We start from the raw sequence: 21,306 nt of genomic DNA on the forward strand, positions 1-21,306 counted from the left end.
GCTCTGTGATTCGTGGAGGTTGTCGAAATGACCATGCCGGCGGACAAGGTTCTCGACGCCCTGCGGGCCTCCCTGAAGGAAACGGAGCGGCTTCGCCGGCGCAACCGGCAGTTGACCGCCTCGACCTGGGCGCCGATCGCGATCGTGGGCATGGGCTGCCGGTTTCCGGGCGGGGTGAACAACCCGGAGGAACTGTGGGACCTGGTGGCCGCCGGCGGCGACGCGATCAGCGAGTTCCCCGACGACCGCGGCTGGGAGGCCGTCGTCGCGGGCACGGAGACCAAGTACGTCAAGGCCGGCGGGTTCGTCCAGGACGCGCCGCGGTTCGACCCCGGCTTCTTCGGCATCAGCCCGCGTGAGGCCCTGGCCATGGACCCGCAGCAGCGGATGCTGCTCGAAGTCGCCTGGGAGACCATCGAGCACGCCGGGATCGACCCGGCCGGCCTGCGCGGGTCGAAGACCGGTGTCTTCGCGGGCGGCACCAACTCCGGGTACGGCGTGAGCGTGGCCGGCATCGAGGGCACAGAGGGGTACATGCTCACCGGCGGCCTGACCGCCGTGATCTCCGGCCGGATCGCGTACACGCTGGGCCTGGAGGGCCCGGCGGTGACCGTGGACACGGCCTGCTCGTCGGCGCTGGTCGCCCTCCACCTGGCCTGCCAGTCGCTGCGCTCGCAGGAGTGCTCGATGGCGCTGGCCGGCGCCGTGACCGTCCTGGCCAACCCCGACTCCTTCGCCGACTTCGCCGAGCAGGGCGGCCTGGCCGCGGACGGGCGCTGCAAGGCCTTCGCCGGTGCCGCCGACGGCGTCGGCTGGAGCGAGGGCGCCGGGATGTTCCTGCTGGAACGCCTCGACGACGCGCGCCGCAACGGTCACCAGGTGCTGGCCGTGATCCGCGGCAGCGCCGTCAACCAGGACGGCGCCAGCAACGGCCTGTCCGCCCCCAACGGCCCGGCCCAGCAGCGGGTCATCCGCGCCGCGCTGTCCAACGCCCGCCTGTCCCCGTCCGAGGTGGACGCGGTCGAGGCGCACGGCACCGGCACCGTGCTCGGCGACCCGATCGAGGCCCAGGCCATCCTGGCCACCTACGGTCGCGACCGGCCCGCGGACCGGCCGCTCTGGCTCGGCTCGGTGAAGTCCAACATCGGCCACACCGGAGCCGCCGCCGGGGCCGCCGGCCTGATCAAGATGGTGCAGGCCCTGCGGCACCGGCGGTTGCCCCGCACCTTGCACGTCAACGAACCCACGCCCCGGGTGGACTGGACGGCCGGCGAGGTCCGGTTGCTCACCGACCCCCGGCCCTGGGAGCCCGGCGCGGACGACGCCACGGGCAGGACCCGGCCGCGCCGGGCCGGGATCTCCGCCTTCGGCATCAGCGGCACCAACGCCCACCTCATCGTCGAGGAGGCCCCGGACGAGGCGGCCGGCGACAGCCCCGCGGACGCGGGCGGCGAGGCAGCCCCCGTGACCGATGAGCCGAAGCCGAAGGTCCTCACCGGCCCGGACACGGCCTGGCTGGTGTCCGCCCGGACGGCCGCCGCACTGGCCGCCCAGGCCACCCGGCTGGCCGAGTTCGGCGCCAGGACGACCGGCCCGGACCCCGCGGACATCGGCTGGTCGCTGGCCACCACCCGCTCCCTGTTCGAGCACCGCGCCGTCGTCATCGGCGCCGGCCGCGACGAACTGACCGCCGGCCTGAACGCGCTCGCCGCCGGCGCACCGGCGGCCGGTCTGGTCAGCGGCGCGATCCCGGCCGGGGGCAGCCCCGGCCGGAAGGTGTTCGTCTTCCCCGGTCAGGGTGGCCAGTGGGTCGGCATGGGTCAGGAGCTGGCCCGGACGAGTCCGGTGTTCGCGGCGCGGCTGGCGGAGTGCGGGCGGGCGTTGGCTCCGTTTGTGGACTGGGATCTGGCCGAGGTTCTGGCCGCCGGTCCCGGTGCTCCGGGTCTGTCGCGGATCGATGTGGTGCATCCGGCGTTGTGGGCGGTGATGGTCTCGCTGGCGGCGGTGTGGGAGGCGGCGGGTGTCCGTCCGGATGCGGTGATCGGTCACAGTCAGGGGGAGATCGCGGCCGCGTGTGTGGCCGGGGTGCTGTCCCTGTCCGACGGCGCGCGGGTCGTGGCGCGTCGTGGTCAGGCGATGATGGCGATGGCCGGCCGGGGCGGCGTGCTGTCGATCGCCGCGTCGCTGGAGGCCGTGGAGGCCCGGCTGCGTGGCGGGGACGGGCGGGTGTCGGTGGCGACGGTGAACGGGCCGGAGGCCGTCACGGTGTCGGGTGCGGTGGACGCTTTGCAGGCGTTGGCGGCCGAGTGTGAGCGTGATGGGGTGCGGGCCCGGTTCGTGCCGATGGACTACGCGCCGCACGGCCCGCAGGTGGAGGGCATCCGGGACGAGGTCCTGGCCGTCCTGGACGGCATCACCCCCGGCCCGGCGGCGATCCCGATCGTCTCCGGGATGACCGGCGACTACCTCGATGGCGGGGAGGCGGGCCCGGAGTACTGGTACCAGAGCCTGCGCGCCACGGTTCAGTTCAGCCGCGGTGTCGAGCGTCTGGCCCGTGACGGGTACGGGGTGTTCATCGAGGTCTCGCCGCATCCGGTGCTGACGGCGGCGATGGCCGCCACCCTGGAGGGCCTTGGCGGGCCCGAGGGCGCCGCGCCGGTGGTGACCGGGACGCTGCGGCGGGACGACGGCGGCCCGGCCCGGCTGCTGGCGTCGCTGGCCGAGGTCCACGTCCACGGCGTCCCCGTGGACTGGACCACCGTCCTGCCCACCGGAGCCCGGGTCGCCCTGCCGACCTACGCGTTCCAGCGTCAGCGGTTCTGGCCGTCGTCGCTGTCCGGAGGCGTGGGGGATCTGCGGTCGGCCGGCCTGAACCCGGTCGGCCATCCGCTGCTCGGCGCCGCGGTGGAACTGGCCGACGGCGACGGCCTGGTCCTGACCGGGCGGTTGTCGGTGCGCGCCCAGCCGTGGCTGGGCGATCACATGGTCGGCGGCACGGCGTTCTTCCCCGGGAGCGGCTATGTGGAGCTGGCCGTCGTCGCCGGCTACCTGGTCGGCTGCACCCGGATCGACGAGCTGACCCTGGCCGCCCCGTTGGTGCTCCTCCCCGACGAGGAGGTGCAGATCCAGGTCACCGTGAGCGGCCCGGACCAGGACGGCCTGCGCGGGGTGGAGATCTTCGCCCGGCCGGCGGACGCCGGGGGCGAGTGGACCCGGCACGCGGCCGGACGGGTCGCCGCGGTGGCACCGGCCGATTCGGACACCGCTGACTTCGCGGTCTGGCCGCCGCAGGACGCCGATCCGATCCCGCTCGACGGCCTGTACGAGGCGCTGGCGGAGGCCGGACAGGACTTCGGCCCGGCGTTTCAGGGGTTGACCGCGGTCTGGCGACGCGGCGAGGACGTCTTCGCCGAGGTGGCGCTCCCGGAGCAGGCCGCCACCAGCGCAGCGGCCTTCGGCCTGCACCCGGCCGTCCTGGACGCGGCGCTGCAGGCGGCCTGGCTGACCCAGCGGCCCGATGCCGGCGCCGTCCCGCACATGCCCTTCCTGTGGTCGGACGTCTCGCTGTACGCGGCGGGCGCGACGATGCTGCGGGCCCGTCTGCGGCAGGACCCGACCGGCGCGGTGTCGCTGCTGGCCGTGGACGGCGCCGGGACGCCGGTCGTCTCCGTCGGCTCGCTGGAGCTGCGGCCGGTGGCGTCCCCGGCGCGGACGGCCGGACACGCGCCGCGCGACGCGCTGTTCGGCGTGGAGTGGGTCCCGGTTCCGGTGTCGGCGGCTCCGGTCGGACGCTGGGGCGTCGTCGGCGCCGACTCCCTCGGTCTGGCCGCGGCGCTGGCCGAGGCCGGGGTGGAACTCGCCATCTATCCGGACATGGCCTCGCTCGCCGCGGCGGCCGAGTCCGGCGACCCCGTACCCGAGGTCGTGCTGGCCGGGATCGAGAGCGCCCGGACCGCCGACGGCGACCCGGCGCAGGAGGCCCGGCGGCTCACCGTCGAGGCGCTGGAGCTGGCGCAGCACTGGCTGACGTCGGAGCCGCTGCTCGACAGCCGCCTGGTCGTCGTCACCCGCGGCGCCGTCGCCGCCCTGCCGGGCGAGGACGTGGCCGACCTGGGGGCGGCGGCGGTCTGGGGCCTGCTGCGGTCGGCGCAGTCGGAGAACCCGGACCGGTTCGTCCTGGTCGATCTGCCCGCCGGGGAGCACACGGGCGAGAGCCCACAAGAGGGCACGGGCGAAAGCTCTCAAGAGGGCACGGGCGAGAGCCCCCAAGAGGGCACGGGCGAGAGCCCACAAGACGGCACGGCCGTGAGCCCGCTCTCGGTGGGGGTGCTCGCCGGTGCGCTCGGTTCCGCGGAACCGGAGCTGGCGATCCGGGATCAGCGCGCCCACGGACGCCGCCTGGTCCGCCCGGCCGCCGTCCCGCCGGCCACGGAGCCGTCCGGCGAGCCCGATGCGGCCGAGCGGGTCCCCGGCACCGTCCTGATCACCGGCGGTACGGGCACGCTGGCCGGCCTGACCGCCCGGCACCTCGCGGCCACCGGCCGCGCCCGGCGCCTGCTGCTGGTCAGCCGCTCCGGCCCGGCCGCCTCCGGGGCCGCCGCCTTGGCCGCCGGCCTCGCCGAGGCCGGCGCCGACGTGCGGATCGCCGCGGCCGACGTCGCCGATCGCGCGTCCGTGGCCGGACTGCTGGCGGCGCTCCCCGGCACGCATCCGCTGACCGGCGTCGTGCACACCGCCGGGATCATCGACGACGGCGTGATCGGATCACTCACCCCCGGACGCGTCGAGGCGGTGATGCGGCCGAAGACCGATCCGGCCTGGATCCTGCACGAGCTGACCGAGGGCCACGACCTGGACTTCTTCGTCCTGTTCTCCTCGGCCGCCGCCACCTTCGGCGGGCCCGGACAGGGCAACTACACGGCCGGCAACGCGTTCCTGGACGGGCTGGCCGCCCATCGCCGGGCCACCGGCCGCAGCGGCCTGTCGCTGGCCTGGGGATCGTGGGTCACCGGAGCCGGGATCGGCCGGAACCTGAGCGGTGCCCGGCTGGCCCGCGCCACCGGCGACGGCGCCGCCGAGCTGGGGGCCGAGGAAGGGCTGGCCCTGCTCGACCTGGCCATGGGCCGGGACGAGCCGGTGCTGGTCCCGTTCCGGCTGGACGTCGCCGCGCTCCGGGCCGCGGCCGCCCGCGGTGGAGCGGTGCCGCCGCTGCTGCACGGACTGGCCGGGCCGATCCGCCCGGGTGCGGCCGTGAACACCGCCGGGTCCAGCGCGCTGCACCAGCGACTGGCCCGGGTGCCGGCGGCGGAACGCGACCGGATCGTGGGCGAGCTCGTCCGCACCCACGTCACCGCCGTGCTCAGGCACGCCTCCCCGGACGCGATCGAGCCGAGCCGGACCTTCGCCGAACTCGGCTTCGACTCCCTCACCGCCGTCGAGCTGCGCAACCGGCTGAACGCGGCCACCGGCCTGCGGCTGCCCGCCACCCTCGTCTTCGACCACCCCACCCCGCGCGCCCTGAGCCGCCACATCGGCGACCGGCTGGCCGGCGTCGGGCCCGCGGCCGCCCCGGCCGCGGTGGCCGCGGTGACCGGCGATCCGGTCGCCATCGTCGGCATGGGCTGCCGGTTCCCCGGCGGCGTCAACAGCCCCGACGACATGTGGCGGATGCTCAGCACCGGCACGGACACGATCTCGCGGTTCCCCGCCGACCGGGGCTGGGACACCGCCGCCCTCTACGACCCCGACCCCGACAACCCCGGCACCTCCTACACCAACGAGGGCGGGTTCATCGAGGGCGCCGGCGATTTCGACCCCGCGTTCTTCCGGATCAGCCCGCGCGAGGCCATCGCCATGGACCCGCAGCAGCGGCTGCTGCTGGAGACCTCCTGGGAGGCGCTCGAACACGCCGGGATCGACCCGGCCTCGCTGCGCGGCACGATGACCGGCGTCTTCGTCGGCGCCGCCGCGTCCGGATACTCGGCCCTGGGCGTCACCGGCGACGGCGCCGAGGGGCACCTGCTCACCGGGAACATCCCCAGCGTGATCTCCGGGCGCGTCTCCTACACCCTCGGCCTGGAGGGCCCTGCGGTGACGGTGGACACGGCCTGCTCGTCGTCCCTGGTGGCCCTGCACCTGGCCGCCACCGCGCTGCGGACGGGGGAGTGCTCGCTGGCCCTGGCCGGCGGTGTGATGGTCATGGTCGACGCGGCCGAGTTCCTCAGCTTCTCCCAGCAGGGGGCACTCGCCGCCGACGGCCGGTCCAAGGCGTTCTCCGCCGACGCCGACGGGATGGGGCTCGGCGAGGGCTCCGGCATGGTCGTCCTGGAACGGCTGTCCGATGCCCGCCGCAACGGGCACCCGGTCCTGGCCGTGCTGGCCGGCAGCGCGATCAACCAGGACGGCGCCTCCAACGGGCTGACCGCGCCGAACGGCCTGTCCCAGCAGCGGGTGATCCGGGCCGCCCTGGCCACCGCGGGTCTGTCCGCCGCCGACGTGGACGCCGTCGAGGCGCACGGCACGGGAACGACCCTGGGCGACCCGATCGAGGCACAGGCCCTGCTGGCCACCTACGGCCAGGACCGTCCCGAGGGCCGGCCGCTGTGGCTGGGCTCGGTGAAGTCGAACATCGGTCACGCCCAGCAGGCCGCCGGCGTGGCCGGGGTGATGAAGATGGTCCTCGCCCTGCAGCACGGCGAGCTGCCGGTCACCCTGCACGCCGCAGAACCGTCCCCGCACATCGACTGGAGCATGGGGGACATCCGGCTCCTCACCGAGCCGGTGCCCTGGCCGGCGAACGGCCGCCCCCGCCGGGCCGGGATCTCCTCCTTCGGCATCAGCGGCACCAACGCCCACATGATCATCCAGGACCCGCCGGCCCCGGCCGCCGCGCCCACGCCGGCCCCGGCACCCGGCCCGGCCGTGATCGCGTACGACACCGTGACCGGCGGCGATGACGACGCCCCGGCCCCGCCGGCCGCGTGGCTCGTCTCCGCCCAGACCCAGGCCGGCCTGGCCGCCCAGGCCGAGCGCCTGGCCGCCCGCGTCGGCGCCGCCCCGGAGGCGACCCCGGCCGATGTCGGCTGGTCCCTGGCCACCACCCGGTCCACCTTCGAGCACCGCGCCGTCGTCCTCGGCGGCACCCGCGACGAGCTGCTGAGCGGCCTGTCCGCGCTCGCCGCCGGCCACCCGGCCGCCGGCCTGATCACCGGCGTGGCCGCCACCCCCGGCCCGACCGTGTTCGTCTTCCCCGGCCAGGGCTCGCAGTGGGCCGGAATGGGCCGGGAACTGGCCCGGACCAGCCCGGTCTTCGCCGCCCGCCTGGCCGAGTGCGAGCAGGCGCTGAGCCCGTACGTCGAGTGGTCGCTGAGCGAGGTCCTGGCCGGTGGCGAGGGCGCGCCCGGCCTGGACCGTGTGGACGTCGTCCAGCCCGCGCTGTGGGCGGTGATGGTGTCGCTGGCCGAGGTCTGGCAGGCCGCCGGGGTGCGGCCGGACGCCGTCGTCGGTCACAGCCAGGGCGAGATCGCCGCCGCCGTCGTCGCCGGAATCCTCACCCTGGACGACGCCGCCAAGGTCGTGGCACTGCGCAGCCAGGCGCTGACCGCGCTGTCCGGCCGCGGCGGCATGCTCTCGATCGCCGAGCCCGCCGAGCTGGTTCAGGCCCGCCTGGCGTCACACGGCGGCCAGGTCGCGATCGCGGCCGTCAACGGCCCGGACGCGACCGTCGTCTCCGGCGACCCCGGCGCGTTGCGGCGGTTGCGGGACGAGTGCGAGCGTGACGGCGTCCGCGCCCGGATCCTGCCGGTGGACTACGCCTCGCACGGCCCGCAGGTGGACGAGATCCGGGACGAGGTCCTGCGCGTGCTGTCCGGGATCGCCCCGCGGCCGGCCACCCTGCCGATGGTGTCGGCGATGACCGGCGAGCACCTGGCCGGACCCGAGGCCGACGCGGACTACTGGTACGCCAGCCTGCGCGCGTCCGTCCGGTTCGACCGCGCCGTCAGGGTGCTGCGCCAGGGCGGGTACGGGGTCTTCATCGAGGTGTCGGCCCACCCGGTCCTGACCGCGGCCATCGGCGCCACCCTGGAGAGCATGGCCGGCACCCGCGGCGAAGCCCGGTCCACCTCGGCGCCCGTCGTGGCCGGGACGTTGCGCCGTGACGACGGCGGCGCCGCGCGGATGCTGGCCTCCCTGGCCGAGGTCCACGTCCGCGGGGTCGCCGTGGACTGGCCCGCGGTTCTGGCCCGCGGAGCCCGGATCGACCTGCCCACCTACGCGTTCCAGCATCAGCGGTTCTGGCCCTCGCCGCCGGCGGCGGGCGCCGGGGATCTGCGCTCGGCCGGTCTGGACTCGGTCGGTCACGCGCTGCTCGGCGCGGCGGTCGAGCTGGCCGACGGCGACGGCCTGGTGATCACCGGACGGCTGTCGGCCCGGACCCAGCCGTGGCTGGCCGATCACGTTCTGGGCGGGACCGCGTTCTTCCCCGGAACGGGTTACGTGGAGCTGGCCGTGGTGGCCGGTCACCTCGCCGGGTGCACCCGGATCGATGAGCTGACCCTGGCCGCCCCGCTGATCCTGCTCCCCGAGGAGGAGGTCCAGGTCCAGGTCACCGTGAGCGGCCCGGACCAGGACGGCCTGCGGGATGTGGAGATCTTCGCCCGGCCGCAGGACGCCGGCACGGGCTGGACCCGGCATGCCGCCGGGCGGGTGGGCCCGTCCGGGCCGGCGGCCGGCCTGGACACGGCCGATTTCGCCGCCTGGCCGCCGGAAGGCGCCACTCCGCTCGCGGTGGACGGTCTGTACGACGCGCTGGAGGCGGCCGGGCAGGGCTTCGGCCCGGCGTTCCGGGGACTGAGCGCCGCCTGGCAGCGCGGCGGCGACGTCTTCGCCGAAGTGGCCCTGCCCGACGGGACCGGCACGAACACGGCGGCCTTCGGCCTGCACCCGGCCGTGCTCGACGCCGCGCTGCAAGCGGTCTGGCTGACCTCCCCGGCCGACGCCGGCCCGCGGATGCCGTTCGCCTGGTCGGACGTGTCGCTGTACGCGGCGGGCGCGACGATGCTGCGGGCCCGGCTGCGGCAGGACGCGACCGGCGCGGTGTCGCTGCTGGCCGTGGACGGCGCCGGGACGCCGGTCGTCTCCGTCGGCTCGCTGGTGCTGCGGCCGGTGGCGGCGCCGGGAGCAGGCGATGCCGTACGGGACGCGCTGTTCGGCGTGGAGTGGGTCCCGCTCCCGGCCGCGAAACCGGCGGCGGCCGGGCGGTGCGCCGTGGTCGGCCCCGATCGTCTCGGCCTGACCGAGGGCCTGGCCGCGGCCGGAATGGAGCCGGCCGCGTACCCGGACCTGACCGCGCTGACCGATTCCGGTGACCCGATCCCCGAGGTGCTGCTTCTCCCCGCCGGCACCGGCGAGATCGATGGTTCCGATCCGGGGCGGACGGCCCGGCACCTGACCAACGAGGTCCTGGCCCTGCTCCAGCGGTGGCTGACCCTGGAGCCGCTCGCCGACGGCCGCCTGGTCGTCGTCACCCGCGGCGCGGTCGCGGCCCGGCCCGGTGAGGACGTGACCGACCTGGGCGCCGCGGCGGTCTGGGGCCTGGTGCGGTCGGCGCAGTCGGAGAACCCCGGCCGCATCGTGCTGGTCGATCTGCCCAGCGGTGAGAACCCGGATTGGGCGAGCGTGATCGGTGCGCTCGGCGCCGGCGAACCGGAACTGGCCGTCCGGGATCAGCGCGGCTACGGACGCCGCCTCGTCCGCCCGGCCGCCCTTGCCGGCTCGACGGACTCCGGCGAATCCAGCGCGGCCGGATCGGAGCGGACTCCGGGCGCGGTGCTCATCACCGGTGGTACCGGCACGCTGGCCGCCCTGACCGCCCGGCATCTGGCCGCGACGGGCCGGGCGCGGCACCTGCTGCTGGTCAGCCGTTCCGGCCCGGCGGCCTCCGGTGCGGCCGCCGTGGCCGCCGGCATCGCCGAGGCGGGCGCCGACGTCCACGTCGTGGCCGCCGACGCCGCCGACCGTGCCGCCATGGCCGGGCTCCTGGCCGGCCTCCCCGCGGCGTACCCGCTGACCGGCGTCGTCCACACCGCCGGGATCGTCGACGACGGCGTGATCGGGTCGTTGACCCCGGAGCGCGTCGATGCCGTGATGCGCCCCAAGACCGACGCGGCCTGGATCCTGCACGAGCTGACCGAGGGGTTCGGCCTGGACCTGTTCGTCCTGTTCTCCTCGGCCGCGGCCACGTTCGGCAGCGGCGGCCAGGGCAACTACGCGGCCGGCAACGCGTTCCTGGACGGCCTGGCCGCCCACCGCCGGGCGGCCGGGCTGCCCGGCCTGTCGCTGGCCTGGGGAGCGTGGGTCGCCGGGGCCGGGATCGGCCGGAACCTGAGCAAGGGCCTGCTGGCCCGGGCCACCGGCGGCGGGACCGCCGAGCTGGGTGCCGAGGAGGGCCTGGCCGTGTTCGACCTGGCCCTCACCCGGGACGAGCCGCTGCTCGTGCCGTTCCGGCTGGACGTCGCCGGACTGCGGGCGGTGGCCGCGCGCGGTGGAAGCCTGCCGCCGCTGCTGCACGGGCTGGCCGGCCCGATCCGCGCCGGGGTGACGTCGGCGGTGAACTCGGGCGCCGGGTCCAGCGCGTTGCGGCAGCAGCTCGCCCGGGTGCCGGTGGCCGAACGCGACCGGATGCTGCTCCATCTGGTCCGCACCCATGTCGCGGCCGTGCTGGGGCACGCGTCACCCGATGCGATCGAGCCCGGCCGGGCGTTCGGCGACATGGGGTTCGACTCGCTCACCGCGGTCGAGCTGCGCAACCGGCTGAACGAGGCCACCGGGCTGCGGCTGCCGGCCACCCTCGTCTTCGACTACCCGACCGCGACCGTCCTGGCCGGGCACCTGGGAGCCGAACTGCTCGGCGTCCTGGTGCAGGACGCGTCCGTCCCGGCGATCAGCGCGCCCGCGACGGGAGAACCGATCGCCATCGTGGGGATGGGCTGCCGCTTCCCCGGCGGCATCCACGACCCCGAAGGACTGTGGCGGCTGCTCTCCGCCGGCGAGGACGCGATCACGCACCTGCCCGGCGACCGCGGCTGGGATCTCGACGCCCTCTACGACCCCGACCCGGAGAAGACCGGCACGTCCTACGCCCGCTCGGGCGGGTTCGTGCACGACGCGGCCGAGTTCGACGCCGGCTTCTTCGGGATCAGCCCTCGCGAGGCCCAGGCGATGGACCCGCAGCAGCGCCTGCTGCTGGAGGTCTCGTGGGAGGCGCTGGAACGGGCCGGGATCGACCCGCTCAGCCTGCGCGGGTCGCACACCGGGGTCTTCGCCGGCGGTTCGTCGTGGGGTTACGGCGCGTCCGGCGGGGGCGGTTCCGAGGGACACCTGATGACCGGCGCCTCGACCAGCGTCATCTCCGGGCGCGTCTCCTACACCCTCGGCCTGGAAGGCCCGGCGGTCACCGTCGACACGGCCTGCTCCTCCTCGTTGGTCGCCCTGCACCTGGCGGCGCAGGCGCTGCGGGCGGGGGAGTGCTCGCTGGCCCTGGCCGGTGGGGTGACCATCATGGCGACGCCGGGGGCGCTGGTCGGGTTCTCGCGTCAGCGCGGCCTGGCCCAGGACGGGCGGTGCAAGGCGTTCTCGGCCCACGCCGACGGCATGGGCATGGCCGAGGGCGCCGGGATGATCGTGCTGGAGCGGTTGTCGGACGCGCGGCGTAACGGGCATCCGGTGCTGGCCGTGATCCGGGGCAGCGCGGTGAACCAGGACGGCGCGTCCAGCGGCCTGACCGCGCCGAACGGCCCGTCCCAGCAGCGGGTGATCCGCGCCGCCCTGGCCAACGCCAAGTTGACGGCCACGGACATCGACGTGGTGGAGGCGCACGGCACCGGCACGGTGCTCGGCGACCCGATCGAGGCGCAGGCGCTGCTGGCCACCTACGGGCAGAACCGGCCCGAGGACCGGCCGCTGTGGCTCGGTTCGGTGAAGTCCAACCTCGGCCACACCCAGAGCGCGGCCGGTGCGGCCGGGGTGATGAAGATCGTGCTGGCCCTGCGGCATCAGGAACTGCCCCGCAGCCTGCACGCGGACGAGCCGGCGGAGAACATCGACTGGGAGGCCGGAGACGTCCGACTCCTGGCCGAGGCCAGGCCGTGGCCGGTGAGCGACCGCCCCCGCCGGGCCGGGGTGTCGTCGTTCGGGATGAGCGGCACCAACGCCCACGTCATCATCGAGGAGGCCGCCCTTCCGGCGGAGAACCCCGAGCCGGCCGAACCGTCAGTGGTGTCGGACGGCACCGCCTGGCTGGTGTCCGGGCGCACCGCCGCCGCCCTGGCCGAGCAGGCGGCCCGGCTGACCGAGTTCCTCGGGGCCGACGAGACCGCCAAGGCCGCCGGCATCGCGGACATCGGATGGTCGCTGGCCACGACCCGATCGGTGTTCGAGCACCGGGCCGTCGTCCTGGGGCACAGCCGGGAGGAACTGCTGTCCGGGCTGACGGCGGTCGCGACCGGCCTGCCGTCGGCCGCGGTCGTGACCGGGACCGTCCCGGCCGGTGGCGGCGGCGGGCGCGTGGTGTTCGTGTTCCCGGGCCAGGGTTCGCAGTGGGCCGGGATGGGCCGGGAGCTGGCGGAGTCGTCGCCGGTGTTCGCGGCGCGGCTGGCCGAGTGCGGTCAGGCGCTGGCTCCGTACGTGGACTGGTCCCTGGACGACGTGCTGCACGGCCGGGAGGGCGCGCCGAGCCTGGACCGGGTCGATGTCGTCCAGCCCGCCCTGTGGGCGGTGATGGTGTCGCTGGCGGCGGTGTGGCAGGCCGCCGGGGTGCACCCGGACGCCGTGCTGGGGCACTCCCAGGGCGAGATCGCCGCCGCGTACGTGGCCGGGATCCTCAGCCTGGAGGACGCCGCCAGGGTCGTGGCCCTGCGCAGCCGCGCGCTGACCGCGCTGTCCGGGCGCGGCGGCATGCTCTCGCTCGCCGAGTCCGCCGAAGCGGTCGCGGACCGGCTGGTCTCGCGCGAAGGCAGGGTGGACATCGCCGCGGTCAACGGCCCGGACGCCACCGTCGTCTCCGGCGACCCGGACGCCCTGGACGAACTCGCCGCCGAGTGCGAGGCGGCCGGGGTCCGGGCCCGCCGGCTCCCGGTCGACTACGCCTCCCACGGCCCCCAGGTCGAGGAGCTCCGCGAGGAGATCCTCACCCTGCTGGAGCCGATCACCCCCCGGGCCGGACGCATCCCGATGGCGTCGTCCATGACCGGCGAGATCCTGGAGGGGATCGAGGCCGACGCCGGCTACTGGTACGCCAGCCTGCGCGCCCCGGTCCAGTTCGCCGAGGCCGTCCAGGTGCTGGGCGACGCCGGCTACACGGTCTTCGTCGAGACCTCCCCGCATCCGGTGCTGACCACCGCCGTCCAGGCCACCCTCGACGCCCCCGGCCCCGACCAGCCTGCCGAGCCGCAGGGCGGCCGGGTGGTCACCGGCACCCTCCGGCGCGACGACGGCGGCCCGGTCCGGGTCCTGGCCGCCCTGGCCGAGGTGCACGCGCACGGCGTCGCCGTCGATTGGGCCAAGGTGCTCCCGACCGCGCGCCGGATCAGCCTGCCGACCTACGCCTTCCAGCACGAGCGGTACTGGTACCGGCCGTCCCTGCCCGGCGCCGTGGACGTCAGCTCCGCCGGGCTCGACCCGGTCGGCCACCCGCTGCTCGGCGCCGCGGTCGAACTCGCCGACGCCGACGGGCTGGTCATCACCGGGCGCCTCAGCCTCGCCGAGCAGCCCTGGCTCGCCGAGCCCACGGCGGCCGCGACCGTGCTCACCGAGCTGGCGGTCGTGGCCGGGTACCAGGCCGGATGCCCTTGGATCGCCGAACTCGCCGCGGCCGGGCCGCTGGTGATCGAGGCCGGCGCGCCGCTGCAGGTCCAGGTCACCGTGGGCGGCCCCGACGGCGACGGGCAGCGGACCGTCGAGATCTACGCCCGGCGCGCGCGTACCGACGACCCCTGGACCCGGTACGCCCAGGGGCGGCTGGACCCGGCCCGGGACGCGTCGCCGTCCGGCGACTACGGCATCTGGCCGCCGGCCGGTGCGATCCCGCTCCTCAGCGGCGACGACGCCGCGGACGGCCCGCTCCGGTCCGCCTGGCGCGACGGGGACGACATCCTCGCCGAGGTCGCCCTGCCCGACGAGACCAGTGCGGCGACGTTCGGGCTGCACCCGGCCCTGCCGGCCGCGATCCTGGACGCGGTCGCGCTCGCCGGCGACGGCTGGCCGAGCGCTGGTCCCGACGAGATCCTCCTGCCGGCCGGCTGGACCGAGATGACCCTGCACGCCGCCGGAGCCTCGACGCTGCGGGCCCGGCTCAGCCGCCCCGCCGACGCCCGGCCCGGCGACGGACGAGTGTCGCTGGTCGCGGTCGACGCCACCGGCGCCCCGGTGGTGTCGGTGACATCCCTTACGCTGCGGCCGGTCCCGGCCGACAGGCTGCGGACCGGCGCCGCCCGTGCGCGCGACGCCATGTTCGGCGTGGACTGGGTCCCCGTGCCGGTTCCGGTGGCCGCCTCGGCCGGCCGCTGGGCCGTCATCGGCGACGACCGGCTGAACCTCACCCGCTCGCTGGTCGCGGCCGGGGTCGACGTCGACGCCCACGCCGACCTCACCGCGCTCGTCGAAGCCCTGGAAACCGAGTCCCTGGAAACCGAGTCCCTCGAAACCGAAGCCGCCGGAACCGGAGCCGCCGGAACCGGCGTACCGGGCCGGCCGGGCCTGGAACTGGTGCTGGCCTGCATCGGCGGCACCGAGGCGGCGGGCGAAGCCGGCCCGGCCGAGGCCGCGCGCAGGACCACCGCCGAGGTGCTGGAACTGATCCAGCAGTGGCTGGCGCTGGACGCCCTGGACGAGGCCCGGCTGGTCATCGTCAGCCGCGGGGCCGTCGCAGCCAGGCCCGGCGACGCGATCACCGACCTTCCGGCCGCCGCCGCCTGGGGTCTGGTCCGCTCCGCGCAGTCGGAGAATCCCGGCCGTCTGATCCTCGCCGACCTGCCGGCCGATCCGACCGACGGCGTCGAGAGCGCCGATCCGGCGGAGACCGCCGCGGCGATCGGCGTGCTCGCGGCCGCTCTCGGATCAGGCGAACCGGAGCTGGCGATCCGCGCCGGTCACGGGTACGGTCGCCGGCTCGTCCGCCGGGCCGCCGTCCCCGCCCCGGCGAAGCCGCCGCGCGACCCGGCCGGGACCGTGCTGATCACCGGCGGCACCGGCACCCTGGCCGGACTGGTCGCCCGGCACCTGGCCGTGACCGGCCGCGCGAGCCGGCTGCTCTTGGCCGGCCGCAGCGGCCCGTCGGCCGCCGGCGTCGCCGCTCTCGCCGCCGGTCTCGCCGAATCCGGGGCGGGCGTGCAGGTCGTCTCCTGCGATGTCGCCGATCCGGCCGCCCTGGCCGGTCTGCTGGCCCGGATACCGGCCCACACTCCGCTGACGGGGGTCGTCCATACCGCGGGCGTGCTCGACGACGGCATCATCACGTCGCTGACCGCCGAACGCGTCCACGCCGTGATGCGCCCCAAGGCGGACGCCGCCTGGAACCTGCACCGGCTCACCGCCGGGCTGGACCTCGACTTCTTCGCCCTGTTCTCCTCCGCGGCGGCGACGTTCGGCGCCGCCGGGCAGGGCAACTACGCGGCCGGCAACGCCTTCCTGGACGCCCTGGCCGCCTACCGCCGTGGCGCCGGTCTGACCGCGGTCTCGCTGGCCTGGGGTCTGTGGGCGGACGTCAGCGGCTTGACCAGCCACCTCAGCGCGAACGACCGCGACCGGATGACCCGCGGCGGCGTCGGGGCGATGTCCGCCGAGGAAGGGCTGGCGCTGCTGGACCTCGCCCTGACCCTGGGCGACGCCCTGCTGGTCCCTGCCCGGCTCAACGTGGCCGCCCTGCGGGCCCAGGTCGCGCAGGCCGGTACCAACGCCCTGGTCCCGCCCCTGCTCCGGACCCTGTCCGGCGGCTCGAACCGCCCGATCGCGGCGAGCGGGACGGCAGGGGAGGCGCTGCGGGCGCAGCTCGCCGGCCTGTCCCCGGCCGAGGTGGACCGTACGCTGACCGACCTGATCCGCGCCCACGCCGCGGCCGTGCTCGGCCACGCCCCGGCCGAGATGATGGAGGCCGGCCGGGCGTTCCGGGACGTCGGATTCGACTCGCTGACCGCCGTCGAGCTGCGCAACCGGCTGGCCGCCGTCACCGGGCTGAAACTGCCGGTGACCCTGATCTTCGACTACCCGGCGCCGGCGGTGCTGGCCGCCCACCTGCGCACCGAGCTGCAGCAGCAGGGCCGGCCCGGCCAAGGGGCCCGGCCCGAGCTGCCGGCCGTGACCGCGGCGGCGCCGGACGAGCCGATCGCGATCGTCGGCATCGGCTGCCGGTTCCCCGGCGGCGCCGACACCCCGGAGCGTTTCTGGGAACTCCTGCGGACCGGCACCGACGCCATCTCCGGATTCCCGACGGACCGGGGCTGGGACGTCGAGACCGTCTACGCCGCCGGCTCCGACGGCGCGGCCTCGACCACCCGGCTCGGCGGATTCCTCTACGACGCGGCCGAGTTCGACCCCGGGTTCTTCGGTATCAGCCCCCGAGAGGCGCTCACCATGGACCCGCAGCAGCGGCTGCTGCTGGAGACCTCCTGGGAGGCCCTGGAACGCGCCGGGATCGATCCGGCGACCCTGCGGGGCAGCGCGACCGGCGTCTTCGCCGGCGGCTACGGCGGGTCCTGGTACGCCATCGGTCAGGAGGGCTACGGGATCACCGGCAGCGCGAGCAGCGTCATGTCCGGCCGGGTGTCCTACGCGCTCGGGCTGGAAGGCCCGGCGGTGACCGTGGACACCGCCTGCTCCTCCTCCCTGGTGGCCATCCACCTGGCCTGCCAGGCGCTGCGGTCGGGCGAGTGCACGCTCGCCCTGGCCGGCGGCGCCACCGTGATGGCGACGCCGGGGCTGTTCACCGAGTTCTCCCGCCAGGGCGGGCTCGCCTCCGACGGGCGCTGCAAGTCCTTCGGCGCGTCGGCGGACGGCACCGGCTGGGGCGAGGGCGCCGCCATCATCCTGCTGGAACGGCTCTCCGCCGCGCAGCGGAACGGCCACCGCGTCCTGGCCGTGATCCGCGGCAGCGCGGTGAACCAGGACGGCGCCTCGAACGGGCTCACCGCGCCGAACGGGCCGTCCCAGCAGCGGGTGATCCGGGCCGCCCTGGCCAACGCCCGGCTGCGGACGGGCGACGTGGACGCGGTCGAGGCGCACGGCACCGGCACGGTGCTCGGCGACCCGATCGAGGCCCAGGCGCTGCTGGCCACCTACGGCCAGGACCGGCCCGAGGGCCGGCCGGTGTGGCTGGGATCGGTGAAGTCGAACATCGCGCACACCGGCGCCGCCGCCGGCGTGGCCGGTGTGATCAAGATGGTGCTGGCGCTGGAGAACGAGATCCTGCCGCCCACCCTGCACGCGGAGGAGCCGTCGCCGCACGTGGACTGGACCATGGGCGAGGCCCGGCTGCTGACCGAGGCGACGCCGTGGCCGGTGGGCGAGCGTCCTCGCCGCGCCGGTGTGTCCTCGTTCGGGATCAGCGGCACCAACGCCCACCTCATCATCGAGGAAGCGCCGGGCGACCGTGCGGACACGCCGCCGGACGGCACCGCGAGCGCGCCGGCCGACCGGCCGGAGGTGCTCGCCGACGCCCCCCTGGCGTGGCTGCTCTCGGCCCGCACGCCGGACGCCCTGGCCGGACAGGCGCGGCGGCTGGCGGCGCGGGTGCACGAGGGCGGGGACCTGGACCCGGTCGACGTGGGCTGGTCGCTGGCCACGACCCGGTCCGTGTTCGAGCACCGGGCCGTGGTGCTGGGGGCGGACATGGCCGAGTTGCTGTGGGGTTCGATGGCACTGGCCGCGGGCGAGCGGGCCGGCAACGTGCTCACGGGCGAGGTTCCGGCCCTCCGGGCGGGGCGCGTCGGGTTCCTGTTCGCCGGGCAGGGGGCCCAGCGGGCGGGGATGGGCCAGAAACTGTACGCGGCCAGCCCGGTGTTCGCGGCGGCGTTCGATCGGGTCGTCGATGTGCTGGAAGCCGAGCTCGGAGTGGCCATCCGGGACGTCGTCCTCAGCGTCCCCGATGTGCGTGATCTGAACGGCGCCTCGCCCGCGGGCGACGCGGTGAACACGGCCCGGGCCGACCAGACGGTCTTCGCCCAGACGGGCCTGTTCGCGATGGAGGTCGGCCTGGTCGCCGTCCTGGCCGCGGCCGGGATCGTCCCGGACGTGGTGGCCGGTCATTCCGTGGGTGAACTCGCGGCGGCGTACGCGGCCGGAGTGCTGAGCCTGGAGGATGCGTGCCGCCTGGTGGCGACCCGGGCCCGGCTGATGCAGGGGCTGCCACTGGGTGGGGCGATGGCGGCGATCGCGGCGAGTGAGGCCGAGATCCTGGCCGAGCTGGACGGCGTTTCCGGGCTGTCGCTGGCGGCGGTGAACGGGCCGCAGTCGGTGGTCGTCTCGGGCGATGCGGCCGCCGTCGATGAGATGGTGGAACTGTGGCGGGAGCGGGGCCGGCGGGTGCGCCGGCTCCGGGTGAGCCATGCCTTCCACTCGGCCCGGATGGACCCGGTGCTGCCGGAACTGGACGAGCTGGCCGCCGGTCTGCGGCACCGCAAGCCGGCGGTGCCGTGGGTGGGCGCCCTGACGGGTGAGCTGGTCACGGCCCCGGAGCCCGGATACTGGGCGGCCCAGGCCCGGCAGCCGGTCCGGTTCGCGGACGCGGTGAACGCGATGGCCGCGCTGGGTGTTTCGGTGTTCATCGAGATCGGCCCGGACGGAACCCTCTCCGCGATGGGATCGACGGCGCTCACCCTCCCCGACGAGAACCAGGGCGACGAGCCGGACTTCATCCCGATGCTCCGCCCCAGCACGCCGGCCTCGGCCTCGGTCCTGACCGCGCTCGGCCGCGCCCACATCCGGGGAGTGGACGTGGACTGGCCCGCCGTCCTGCCCACCGGACGGCGGATCGATCTGCCGACCTACGCCTTCGCCCGCAAACGCTTCTGGGCCGAGCCGGTGACGATCCCGGCCGAGATCACGGCGGGGAGCGGAACGGCGGCGGAGTCGCAGTTCTGGGCCGCGGTCGAGCAGGGTGATCTGGCCGGTTTGTCGGCCGCCCTGGAGGTGGACGCGGAACGGCCGTTCAGTGAGGTGCTGCCGGTGCTGGCGTCGTGGCGGCAGCGGGAGCGTGAGGCGTCGGCGGTCGCGGACTGGCGCTACCGGATCACCTGGACGCCGGTCACCGACCCGGAACCGGCCTCCCTGACCGGAACCTGGCTGGTGGTGACCGGTGCGTCGGGCCTCGACCTGGCAGGCGACTGCGTGCAGATGCTCACCGGCCTGGGGGCGACGGCGATTCAGGTCGAGGTCGGTGCCGGTGATGTGGACCGGGAGACGCTGGGTGTCCGGCTGAGCGAGGTCCGGTCGGCGACGGGGGAGGCCCTTTATACGGCCGATGGCCCGGCGCGGCCGATCGGCGGGGTGCTGTCGCTGCTGGCCTTGGAGGAGGCCCCGATACCAGGGTTCCCGTCGGTGCCGGGCGGTCTGGCCGCCACTCAGGGGCTGATCCAGGTGCTCGGGGACGCGGGGGTGGACGCGCCGTTGTGGGTGGTGACCCAGGGGGCGGTGGCCACCGGTGCCGGGGAGAGTGTGCACAGTCCGGTGCAGGCGCAGGTGTGGGGACTGGGCCGGGTGGCGGCTTTGGAGTTCCCGGATCGGTGGGGTGGCCTGATCGATGTGCCGCTGGAGCCGGCCGATCGCGTCGTGGCCCGGCTGGGCGCGGTGCTCGCCGGGTGCGGTGAGGATCAGGTGGCGATCCGGAACTCGGGAATCCTGGCCCGCCGTCTGGTCCAGGGTGGGCGGCCGGGCGCGGGCCGGCCGTGGGCGCCTGGCGGCGCCGTCCTGGTGACGGGCGGCACCGGCGCGATCGGTGGCCGGGTGGCCCGATGGGTGTCTGGACGCGGTGCGAGGCGGGTGGTGCTGTCCAGCAGGTCGGGCCCGGCGGCGGCGGGTGTCGCCGCGCTGGCCGCCGAGCTGGCGGCGGCCGGAACCCGGACCGAGGTGATCGCCTGTGACACCGCCGAGCGGGCGCAGGTGGCCGGGCTGCTGGCCTGGATCGGGGCCGGTGATGTGCCGCTGAGCGCGGTCTTCCACGCCGCCGGGGCGGAACAGGGCGGTGCGTTGCAGGCCGCCGGGGCGCGGGAGCTGGAGGCGATGCTGGCGCCGAAGGCGGCCGGGGCGGCGTATCTGGACGAGCTGACGGCCGGGCTCGACCTGGACGCGTTCGTGTTGTTCTCCTCGATCGCCGCCATCTGGGGCAGCGGGCACCAGTCGGCCTATGCCGCGGCCAACGCCTACCTCGATGGGCTGGCCGAGAACCGCCAGGGGCGTGGTCTGGCGGCCACGTCGGTGGCATGGGGCCTGTGGGGCGGCGGCGGAATGGGCGCCCGGGCCGGTGGGGATGCCAGGACTGCGATGGAGCGGATGGGCATCCGGACGATGGATCCGGATCGGGCAATCGCCGCGCTGGCCGCGACGCTGGACGGCGGTGAGCGGTCGGTGACGGTCGCCGATATCGACTGGGAGCGTTTCGTTCCGGTCTTCAACCTGCGTCGATCCAGTCCTCTGCTTGGTGACCTGCCCGAGGTACGCCGGGTCCTCAGCGAGGCCGCCGCTGGGGAGGACGAGGTTCCGGGAGCGGCACGCGGCCCGTTGATCGAGCGGTTGACCGCCGTTTCCCCGGGAGAGCAGGACCGGATCCTGACCGACCTGGTCCGGGCCGAGGTCGCGACGGTGCTCGGACACGAGTCCCCCGACTCCATCGGCGCCAGGCAGGCCTTCCAAGACCTGGGTTTCGACTCCCTCACCGCGGTCGAACTGCGCAACCGGCTGTCCACCGCCACCGGTCAGCGGCTGCCCGCCACGCTGATCTTCGACTATCCGACCCCCGAGGGGCTGGCCCGGTATCTGAAGTCGGAACTCCTCCCGTCGATAGGCGAAAGTGGCACCGAGAATACCGAAGAGGCCGAAGTCAGAAAGATCCTTTCGTCCGTTCCGCTCAGCCTGCTGAGAAGCGCCGGACTGCTCGAATCCATCCTCGAACTGGCCAAGGTCCCAGAAGATGCACCGGAACCGGATGAAGAATCCGTGAGCATCGAGGACATGGATGTCGCCGATCTGATCAGGATCGCCCGCGACCGCGCCGGCTCCGAAGATCTCCTCTGACGCCCCGAGCCCGGATCACTCACTTAA

At 75.3% G+C, this 21,306-nt stretch carries 1 protein-coding gene; it reads left to right on the forward strand.

Translation table 11 applies throughout. The annotated features are described in order from the left end of the window. The first annotated feature begins 27 nt into the window (after positions 1-27). Positions 28-21,279: a type I polyketide synthase gene (locus HNP84_RS53955; RefSeq protein WP_185054384.1), complete on the forward strand. Its 21,252-nt coding sequence runs from the start codon at positions 28-30 to the stop codon at positions 21,277-21,279. Positions 21,280-21,306: the final 27 nt, after the last annotated feature.

Origin of the sequence: Thermocatellispora tengchongensis (assembly GCF_014202315.1) — a bacterium.
Lineage (GTDB): Bacteria > Actinomycetota > Actinomycetes > Streptosporangiales > Streptosporangiaceae > Thermocatellispora > Thermocatellispora tengchongensis.